This is a genomic window from Rhodospirillaceae bacterium, assembly GCA_018660465.1.
In the GTDB taxonomy this organism is placed as follows: Bacteria; Pseudomonadota; Alphaproteobacteria; order Rhodospirillales; family JABJKH01; genus JABJKH01.
In genome coordinates this window covers 48,425-56,768 of record JABJKH010000097.1, presented here as the reverse complement: position 1 = coordinate 56,768, position 8,344 = coordinate 48,425, and the positions used below count along the sequence as shown (strand labels likewise).

12 protein-coding genes are annotated in these 8,344 nt (G+C 52.0%); 7 read left to right on the top strand and 5 right to left on the bottom strand.

The window, feature by feature from the left end:
- The first annotated feature begins 92 nt into the window (after positions 1 to 92).
- The 5 genes from rsmI (at position 93) to gshB (ending at position 4,003) form a co-directional block, all read left to right on the top strand.
- Positions 93 to 1,121 carry a 16S rRNA (cytidine(1402)-2'-O)-methyltransferase gene (gene rsmI, locus HOM51_17215; protein MBT5036257.1) on the top strand — a complete coding sequence of 343 codons (1,029 nt, stop codon included), beginning with the start codon at positions 93 to 95 and terminating at the stop codon, positions 1,119 to 1,121.
- Positions 1,122 to 1,124: 3 nt separating this feature from the next.
- Positions 1,125 to 1,496: a YraN family protein gene (locus HOM51_17210; protein MBT5036256.1), complete on the top strand. Its 372-nt coding sequence runs from the start codon at positions 1,125 to 1,127 to the stop codon at positions 1,494 to 1,496.
- Positions 1,497 to 1,576: 80 nt separating this feature from the next.
- A complete protein-coding gene (locus tag HOM51_17205) occupies positions 1,577 to 2,182 on the top strand; it encodes a BON domain-containing protein (GenBank protein ID MBT5036255.1) in 606 nt (201 codons plus the stop codon).
- Positions 2,182 to 3,021: a tetratricopeptide repeat protein gene (locus HOM51_17200; GenBank protein ID MBT5036254.1), complete on the top strand. Its 840-nt coding sequence runs from the start codon at positions 2,182 to 2,184 to the stop codon at positions 3,019 to 3,021. Before HOM51_17205 ends, HOM51_17200 begins: the two co-directional genes overlap by 1 nt.
- A 34-nt stretch (positions 3,022 to 3,055) precedes the next feature.
- The gene (gene gshB / locus HOM51_17195; GenBank protein MBT5036253.1) at positions 3,056 to 4,003 is read left to right on the top strand and encodes a glutathione synthase; all 948 of its coding nucleotides are present in this window, start codon (positions 3,056 to 3,058) and stop codon (positions 4,001 to 4,003) included.
- A gap of 29 nt (positions 4,004 to 4,032) precedes the next feature.
- On the opposite strand, the gene HOM51_17190 is transcribed toward gshB, so the two are convergent.
- Together HOM51_17190 and HOM51_17185 are read right to left on the bottom strand one after the other, a co-directional pair.
- Entirely contained in the window at positions 4,033 to 4,191 is a 159-nt protein-coding gene (locus tag HOM51_17190; protein ID MBT5036252.1) for a hypothetical protein, read from the bottom strand.
- Positions 4,192 to 4,504: 313 nt separating this feature from the next.
- Positions 4,505 to 4,645, bottom strand: coding sequence for a hypothetical protein (locus HOM51_17185; protein MBT5036251.1), 141 nt, complete (start codon positions 4,643 to 4,645; stop codon positions 4,505 to 4,507).
- A gap of 228 nt (positions 4,646 to 4,873) precedes the next feature.
- On the opposite strand from HOM51_17185, the gene HOM51_17180 reads away from it, so the two are divergent.
- On the top strand, positions 4,874 to 5,245 hold the full coding sequence (locus HOM51_17180; protein ID MBT5036250.1) for a hypothetical protein: 372 nt from the start codon (positions 4,874 to 4,876) through the stop codon (positions 5,243 to 5,245).
- Positions 5,246 to 5,302: 57 nt separating this feature from the next.
- On the top strand, positions 5,303 to 6,844 hold the full coding sequence (locus HOM51_17175) for a YifB family Mg chelatase-like AAA ATPase (GenBank protein MBT5036249.1): 1,542 nt from the start codon (positions 5,303 to 5,305) through the stop codon (positions 6,842 to 6,844).
- Here HOM51_17175 and HOM51_17170 read toward each other — a convergent pair.
- From HOM51_17170 to hisF, 3 genes are read right to left on the bottom strand one after another with little or no spacing between them, the layout of a single operon-like run.
- Entirely contained in the window at positions 6,841 to 7,203 is a 363-nt protein-coding gene (locus tag HOM51_17170; protein ID MBT5036248.1) for a histidine triad nucleotide-binding protein, read from the bottom strand. The two genes, HOM51_17175 and HOM51_17170, sit on opposite strands and share 4 nt — an antisense overlap.
- Before the next feature lie 21 nt (positions 7,204 to 7,224).
- Complete coding sequence (locus HOM51_17165) at positions 7,225 to 7,560, bottom strand: phosphoribosyl-ATP diphosphatase (protein MBT5036247.1); 336 nt, start codon at positions 7,558 to 7,560, stop codon at positions 7,225 to 7,227.
- A gap of 2 nt (positions 7,561 to 7,562) precedes the next feature.
- Positions 7,563 to 8,333 carry an imidazole glycerol phosphate synthase subunit HisF gene (hisF, locus tag HOM51_17160; protein ID MBT5036246.1) on the bottom strand — a complete coding sequence of 257 codons (771 nt, stop codon included), beginning with the start codon at positions 8,331 to 8,333 and terminating at the stop codon, positions 7,563 to 7,565.
- Positions 8,334 to 8,344 lie beyond the last annotated feature (11 nt).

Genomic DNA, 8,344 nt, shown 5'->3' with positions numbered 1-8,344 from the left:
TGAGCCACCATCCATGACTGAATTTAGTTGCTTCCACCCGGGTAATTCTGAAGACTTACAGCCGGACAATAAAAGACCCATGGCGGCGAGACATGCCACGACCCAAATCCCAGAGACAAAATCCCCAGGAAACCGACTCCCAAAAATCAACGGGTGAGAACCCGAACCACGCATCCGTCGCCCCCTTACATTCTCGCGGTCCCAATCGGTCTCAAGAGACCGAACAGGAAGAGCCTACCGACCCACACGGACTGAGTAAACCACTCGCTAAAAAACCTCAACCTGGGCTTTACGTTGTCGCCACACCAATCGGCAATGCCCGGGATATCACCCTGCGCGCGCTGGATGTGTTGCGAACATGTGATGTCATCGCCTGCGAAGATACGCGGGTCACAGGCAAGCTTTTGAGTCTTCATGACATTTCCGCCAAGTTGATCCCCTATCACGAACATAATGCTGAAAAGGCGCGGCCAGCGATTATAAAGCGCGTAAAAAACGGCGAAACCGTGGCGCTGGTATCAGATGCCGGTACGCCAGTGGTTTCTGATCCGGGTTTAAATTTGGTTCAAGCCTTTGCCGATGAGGGCTTGCCGGTAACTGCGTTGCCCGGACCATCCGCGACTTTGACGGCTTTGGTCCTCTCTGGCCTGCCCTCAGACCGGTTTCTATTTGCTGGATTTCTGCCAAGTAAATCCGGAAAGCGGAAAAAGGCTCTGGGGGAACTGGCCAACACACCCGCCACCTTAATATTTTTGGAATCGGCCAAACGATTGGCAACGTCCCTAGCAGATATGGCCGAAATCTTAGGCCCCCGCCCGGCCGCCGTGACCCGTGAACTGACTAAGATGTTCGAGGAAGTGCGGCGAGATTCTTTGGAGGTTCTGGCCGAAACATACGCCGCCGAAGGTGCGCCCAAAGGCGAAATCACAATTGTGGTCGGTCCGCCAAAAGCCGAACAGACTGCGACAGCTGAAGATATAGACGAAATGCTGGTTGAGGCATTGAAAGCGGCAAGTGTCCGAGATGCCACCGCCGAGGTTGCCGAAGTGACTGGATGGCCAAAACGAGACGTCTATGCCCGCGCGTTAGCACTTAAAAAAATAATTTATGAGCCCAAATAATTTATGAGACCAGCGAAAACCAAGCGACAGGCCTGGCAACGGGGGCGATTTGCGGAAACGATTTGCGCCTGGGTCCTGCGGCTGAAGGGCTATCGAATATTGGCTCGAGGTTTTCGCGTTCCCGTTGGGGAGATCGACATCATCGCCCGACGCGGTCGACTGCTTGTGTTCGTTGAAGTCAAGGCCCGTAGGAGCCAAACAGAGGCCGCCGAGTCCTTAAGCTTTCGCCAGCGCGAACGAATTACCCGGGCGGCACAAGCTTACATCGCAAAATTTCCCGGGCTTTCAGATATGGATATGCGGTTTGATGCCATGCTAATCGTGCCGGGTTCGTGGCCGCGCCACTTAACCGATGCCTGGCGGGAAGGACAATAATTCCTCAAACAAGCTCTTCCCGTTAGCAGGCAAAACCCGGTAAACTGATTTCAGGATTCGCATCTTAAAAAGGATTTAGTATGGCGACGAAGGCATCGAGGTCGAAATTTCGTTCTTTAGGCAGCATTTTGGCAATCGCTGTTGCCCTCAGTGGATGCTCGACCGCTATTGGTGCCGGCGCGGCCACAGGCGTTGGTGCCGCACAAGAAAGAGGACTGGAAACCGCCGCCATCGATACTCGGATAGAATTCAATATCATTCATAACTGGACGGAGTTTAATGTCCGAATTCCGGCACGGGTTAGCATCGAAGTTTACGAAGGCCGCGCGCTGATAACCGGTGTGCTCTCCAAAGAACACGAAAAACTCGGCGCCGAAGCTGTGCGCCTCACCTGGAAAGTGCCCGGCGTAAAAAAAGTCTACAACGAAATTCAAATCGCAAATTCCGGTGTGTGGGACCTGACCCGAGATTCGTGGATTACGGCACAGCTAAAAACCAAGGTGACCTTTGATAAAAATATTTTTGCCATTAACTACGCCATCGAAACTGTGAACGGCACGGTCTACCTGATCGGAATTGCCCAAAATACGGCAGAACTCAATCGGGTTAAGGGCCATGCCCGTGCCATTAGCTATGTCCGCAAAGTTGTGAGCCATGTGCGGTTAAAAAGCGAAAGGCTTCAGTGATGCGGCCGTCTGCCAACATTCGAACCCGCCTGACCCGAATCGGCAAACAAGCCGATCATGAGATTAATCTTTCCGATGCAGCCCTTTGGTTGTCATTTGTTGGGCGTCCGGGCCTGAAACTGGAGCCCTATCGTCGGCATTTGAAGCGCTTGGTTTCTGAAGTCGGGCGCTATGCCAAGATTGACCAAGAAGACCCAGATTTAGAGCTTAGGGTCGAAGCGCTCCACCAAGTTATTTCTCGCCGGTATGGGTATCTTGGAACAGAAGAAGCGTTTGATGATCCTGATAGCGCCAATCTGTCGCACGTCATTGATCGGCGCTCCGGACTGCCGGTTCTCATGTGCATAATCTACCTTCACGTCGCGACAGGGCTTGGTTGGAAAGCCGAAGGTATCGACTTTCCGGGGCGTTTTTTGCTGCGCCTGGAACACCTTGGTGAACGCATATTGATCGATCCCTACGCCGGGGGCGGTGTGGTAACGGCACGTGATTTAAGGGATTTGCTGAAGGCCGTTGTGGGTAATCACGCGGAACTGAGTCCCACCTTGTATGATGCGGCAAACAACCGCGACATTTTGCTGCGTGTTCAGAATAATATTAAGGTCCGCCAGTTACGTGAAAAGAATTTGGACGAAGCCCTGGAAACCTTAGAGGGCATGTTGTTGTTTGCGCCGGACCAGCCTAAATTATGGCGTGAGGCTGGGTTGCTGTACGCCCGCATCGATAACGTAAAACAGGCCGTGGCAGCGCTGGAAGAATATATTCGCCTGGATACGGGTGATTCTGCCCGTTACAGCACGACGAATTTGTTGCAAGAACTGCGTGCGCGACTTAACTAAAAATACTTCCCCAAAACATTTTAGGGCATAAACCATGAGTCTTCAGGTGGCCATACAAATGGACCCCATCGAATCCATCGATATAGAGGGCGACAGCAGTTTCGTCTTAGCGTTGGAGGCCCAGCTTCGGGGCTATAAGCTTTATCATTACCTCCCTGAACATTTGTCTCTGGTGGACGGACACGTCGTCGCGCGGGCGCGGGCGCTTAGCGTACAACGCAAGATGGGGGATCATTTTACCTTAGGGGATTTTGAGACCCTAAATCTTAAGTCCATGGATGTGGTTCTGATGCGGCAAGATCCGCCGTTTGACATGGGCTACATCACGGCAACCCACCTGTTGGAGCATATCCACCCCGATACCTTGGTTGTTAATGATCCGGCCAACGTCCGTAACGCGCCGGAAAAATTATTTGTGACCAATTTCCCTGATCTCATGCCGCCGACGTTGATTTCACGTGATATCGATCAGGTCACGGCGTTCAGGACCAAACATGAAGACATCATCGTCAAGCCGCTTTATGGCAATGGCGGTGCCGGTGTGTTCCATATCACGCCAGATGATGAAAATCTTTCATCTCTGCTGGAACTGTTCTTGGAACGCAACTCGGAACCGGCGATTGTTCAGGCCTACCTGCCGGAAGTTCGCCAAGGCGACAAACGAATTATCCTTATTGATGGTGTGCCTGCCGGCGCAATTAATCGCGTACCAAAAGAAGGCGAAGCGCGTTCCAACATGCATGTCGGCGGGACGGCTTTCCAGTCGACCCTGACCGACCGTGAAAAGGAAATCTGCACCACCATTGGCCCGGCCCTGAAAGAGCGCGGTCTCATTTTTGTCGGTATTGATGTTATTGGTGATTACCTCACAGAAATTAATGTCACCTCCCCGACGGGCCTCCAAGAAATTAACCGATACGATGGAGTTTCACTTGAAGGCCAAATTTGGGATGCTATTGAAGCACGGCTGGGTGGGACATAGTTTGGGTGAGATTAGTTTCTCAGGCAAGTTTAGCCAAAGAGATACATTCCAGACATCAAGGTTGCCCATACGCCGAGTCCCGTCGCAATAATCAAGCCGAACGATTGGGATTGTAACTGCACTTGCATGAGAAAACCGCGATAGATCGCCATACCTTCGGTGCCGTAAAAACTGTTTAGCTTCTGCATATCAATTCTCCTGGTCTTGGGTTATGGGTTTAAAGGTCTCTATTAGTAGCTATGGAAGGATCAGGGCTTTATTTTGCCATAATTAGGCTGTGTTTAATAAAAAAGGGGACTATTGAACACCTTTTGGCCCAAAAATAACCCCGGCCCTACGTCCACCAAATAAATTTGGGTCCGCAGAGCCGGGGCAGTGCGCCGTCTGTCTGAGACCCTTGACCAGGAGAACGGACGGCGTGTCTCTTGGCAATTGGTATGACTCCGTTATTTGCCGGGTCTCAGAGCAAATAACAGCCGGCAATTAACCGACAGTCTCGATTTACAATTCAGTTGACCAGTGTGCAGGGACGAGGATTTCAAATTCGAATTCACGGTCGGCTCTTTTGCGACTATTTTCGTAGTAGTCAATACGGTTTTCGGATTTCGAATTTGTCTTTTTGGTGTTTTTAAGTTCAAACATTTTCGTTCTCCTAGTCTGGGTTAATACCTGGGGTCAAATTTGGTCTCACCGATGACTATGAAAGGACCTGACACGTATTTCCGTCTTCTGTGCGAAGAAATTCCAAAAAATTGGAATCATTAAACCGTTTCTTAAGCCTGAGGTCGTAGCATCTTCGGGCGTGAGGAAAGAACTCTCCTCACCAAAAATTTAAACTCCGTTTGTAGAATACATCAGGAGACGATTTTAATGCTTAGCGTTACACTTTTATTTGCTTGTGCAGGTCTTGCCGTTGGCTTAACTGCAATTTGGATGGTCGCAGATTCTTCTCAAAAGGTTCGACATGAAACCCAGGAGTTTGTCGAGGGCCACGCCGTCAAAACTACTCATTCGTTGGATTCAACCAACCTCAAAATTAAAAACCTAGCTATAAAAATTGCCAAGTTAGAAGATCGGCTTCTAAACTTGGCTCATATTCCAGACAACGCGGGCAAACAATTAACAACGCTGAACAAAGACGTTGCCACGCTCAAAAGCCAACTCAAAGAATTAGAACATATTAAGGGTCGTCCGCCCGGTGTTCGTAAGCCAAAGCGGCATCCTCACCAGCTCTCTTCTTAAAAAACCCCTCTAGCCCTCGCATATCTTTGGTAACAATAATGTGGGGAGTCGGAAGTCATGGTTGCACGGGTGAACACCGTCGCTTTTCAGGGAATAGATGTGTTGGATGTTGACGTCCAGGTTCAGATGTCGTCAGGCATACCCAACTTTCAGGTCGTCGGATTGCCAGATAAAGCCGTCGCCGAAAGCCGAGAACGAGTGCGCGCTGCCTTAAGCGCCATGGGATTGGCACTGCCGCCAAAGCGGATTACCGTCAATTTATCCCCCGCCGATGTTTTGAAAGAAGGGTCTCATTTTGATCTGCCGATTGCCCTTGGGCTGTTGGCGACCATGGATGTCTTGCCCGCCGACGAAATTCGCGAATTCACAGCCTTGGGTGAATTGGCGCTGGATGGCCTTTTGGCACCAGTCGCAGGTGTCCTACCCGCCGCCATTCACGCGAACTCGAAAGACCGCGGCCTGATTTGTCCGGCCGCGCAAGGTGGCGAAGCGGCCTGGGCAGGCGATGTGCGAATTCTTGCGCCGACAAATTTATTAGCATTGATTAATCATTTTAAGGGAACACAGGTGCTTCATGTTCCCACCCCGTCCATCCGCGATACCGCTCCCAGATATCCCGATCTCGCTGACATCAAAGGACAAGAAAGCGCCAAACGCGCGTTGGAAATTGCGGCGGCAGGGGGTCATAATATGCTGATGGTTGGCCCGCCGGGCGCTGGCAAATCTATGCTCGCACAACGTTTACCTGGGATTCTACCCTCTCTCGACGCTCGAGAAACTCTCGAGGTCAGCATGATCCGCAGCTTGTCGGGAGGTTTAAGCGAAACAGGACCAACACCTCACCGGCCATTTCGCGATCCGCATCATTCGGCGTCCATGCCGTCGCTTGTCGGCGGCGGTCTTCGAGCCAAGCCAGGCGAGGTCTCGCTTGCGCATCTTGGCGTCCTATTCCTCGACGAATTGCCAGAATTCCAGCGTGCTGCTCTGGAAGCATTGCGTCAGCCGATGGAAACTGGGCAAACTACTGTGGCTCGTGCAAATGCCCACGTAACTTACCCTGCACGATTTCAGTTGATCGCCGCGATGAACCCTTGCCGGTGCGGTTATCTGGATGACCCCGCCCAAGCGTGTACTCGGGCCCCCAAGTGCGCAGCCGATTATCAGGCGAAAATTTCTGGCCCTCTCTTCGACCGAATTGATTTGCATGTCGATGTCCCGGCCGTCAATCCGCTAGACCTTTCTCAGCCGCCTCCATCCGAGCCAAGCGAAAGTGTCGCTACCCGGGTCACCAATGCGCGTGCGTTACAAAAAGATCGCTATCGAGAATTCGGCGGCGAAAAGCCCATTCGCACCAATGCCGAAGCAGATGGTGCATTGCTGGAAAAGGTCGCAGCCCCGGACGATGAAGGCCGGCGGCTGCTGTTGGAAGCTGCTGACCGCATGCGGCTATCTGCGCGCGGCTATCACCGGGTATTACGGGTTGCCCGAACATTGGCAGATTTGGAGGGTGGCGGGCCCGTCGCTCGAATTCATATCGCGGAGGCCTTAGCCTATCGCCGCATTGCGCCGGGGAAAAATTTAGTCACGGCCAAATTCTAGGCCTTTTTTAGCATCGGCCCTAACTCACGCCCGCCAAATATATGAACATGAAAGTGTGGGACTTCTTGATGCGCATTGTCGCCGTGGTTGGCCAGAATCCGATAGCCGTCGTCTGCCACACCCAGCTTTCGCGCCACCGCACCAACAGCACGAACCAGATCGGCAATCTCATTATCGCCAGCGTTTTGGGAAAAATCATCCATCGACATATAGCGCCCCTTGGGTATGACCAAGACATGGGTGGGGGCCTGAGGATCGACATCATAAAAGGCCAGTGAATGTTTGGTCTCATGCACTTTTTTACACGGTATTTCGCCGCGTAAGATTTTGGCGAAGATGTTTTCTTTGTCGTATGCCATGGACGTCCCCCCTCACGCAAATTAAGCCTTACGGGCTGCTTTCTCGGCAATCCCTGAAGTTCCTTCACGACCAGCCAATTCGGCCCAGACATCCGACGGATCAATTCCGACGTCGGCCCAAAGAACCATCAAATGATATAACAGATCTGCACTTTCGCTGCTTACACGTTCTGGGGTCTCGCTCAAAGCAGCAACAATCGTTTCAATTGCTTCTTCCCCCAATTTTTGGGCGATTTTTTCCGTGCCCTCGGCAAGCAGGCTTGCCGTATAGGAAGAATTGGCATCTGCACCGCGCCTTGTTTCGATGACGTCGAACAAGCGCTCCAGTACTTCTGCCGTATTACCATCCTTGGTCATGATCAGGCCCCTGCTACTTCGCGCACGGCAACACCTGCTGCCTTCATATGCGCCTTGGCTTCGGCGATGGTATAGGTTCCAAAGTGAAAAATCGAGGCCGCAAGTACAGCGGACGCATGACCCTCAACAATTCCTTCGACCAAGTGATCCAAAGTCCCAACCCCACCCGACGCAATAACCGGAACCGTGACCGCATCGGAAATTGCGCGGGTCAACGGAATATTAAAGCCGATCTTTGTCCCATCCCGATCCATGGAGGTCAGCAGAATTTCGCCGGCACCGTACTCGACCATACGCTGTGACCATTCAACAGCGTCAATTCCGGTGGCGTTGCGCCCGCCGTGAGTAAAAATTTCGAACTTGTTTTCAGCCACTGACTTAGCGTCAACCGAAACGACGATGCATTGAGAGCCAAACTTTTCCGCCGCTTCCTTAACGAATTGGGGATTATGGACGGCTGCGGTGTTGATCGAAACCTTATCCGCACCGGCAAGTAAAAGCCGCCGAATATCATCTATGGTCCGAATGCCGCCGCCCACGGTGACCGGCATGAAGCATTCCTCAGCCGTATGACGAACCACATCCAAGATTGTATCTCGGTCTTCATGGCTGGCGGTGATATCTAGAAATGTAAGCTCGTCGGCCCCCGCTTGGTCATAGACCCGGGCCTGTTCAACCGGATCACCGGCGTCCACTAAATCAACGAAGTTTACGCCTTTGACAACGCGGCCTCCTTCAACATCTAGACAAGGAATGACGCGAGCCTTTAACATCGGCCCCCCAC

Coding starts and splice junctions, on each gene's coding strand:
- HOM51_17205 (MBT5036255.1), top strand. CDS start 1,577: ATGGCGACGAAGGCATCGAGGTCGAAATTTCGTTCTTTAGGCAGCATT.
- HOM51_17200 (MBT5036254.1), top strand. CDS start 2,182: ATGCGGCCGTCTGCCAACATTCGAACCCGCCTGACCCGAATCGGCAAA.
- HOM51_17175 (MBT5036249.1), top strand. CDS start 5,303: ATGGTTGCACGGGTGAACACCGTCGCTTTTCAGGGAATAGATGTGTTG.
- HOM51_17210 (MBT5036256.1), top strand. CDS start 1,125: ATGAGACCAGCGAAAACCAAGCGACAGGCCTGGCAACGGGGGCGATTT.
- gshB (MBT5036253.1), top strand. CDS start 3,056: ATGAGTCTTCAGGTGGCCATACAAATGGACCCCATCGAATCCATCGAT.
- HOM51_17170 (MBT5036248.1), bottom strand. CDS start 7,203: ATGGCATACGACAAAGAAAACATCTTCGCCAAAATCTTACGCGGCGAA.
- rsmI (MBT5036257.1), top strand. CDS start 93: ATGCCACGACCCAAATCCCAGAGACAAAATCCCCAGGAAACCGACTCC.
- HOM51_17185 (MBT5036251.1), bottom strand. CDS start 4,645: ATGTTTGAACTTAAAAACACCAAAAAGACAAATTCGAAATCCGAAAAC.
- HOM51_17165 (MBT5036247.1), bottom strand. CDS start 7,560: ATGACCAAGGATGGTAATACGGCAGAAGTACTGGAGCGCTTGTTCGAC.
- HOM51_17180 (MBT5036250.1), top strand. CDS start 4,874: ATGCTTAGCGTTACACTTTTATTTGCTTGTGCAGGTCTTGCCGTTGGC.
- HOM51_17190 (MBT5036252.1), bottom strand. CDS start 4,191: ATGCAGAAGCTAAACAGTTTTTACGGCACCGAAGGTATGGCGATCTAT.
- hisF (MBT5036246.1), bottom strand. CDS start 8,333: ATGTTAAAGGCTCGCGTCATTCCTTGTCTAGATGTTGAAGGAGGCCGC.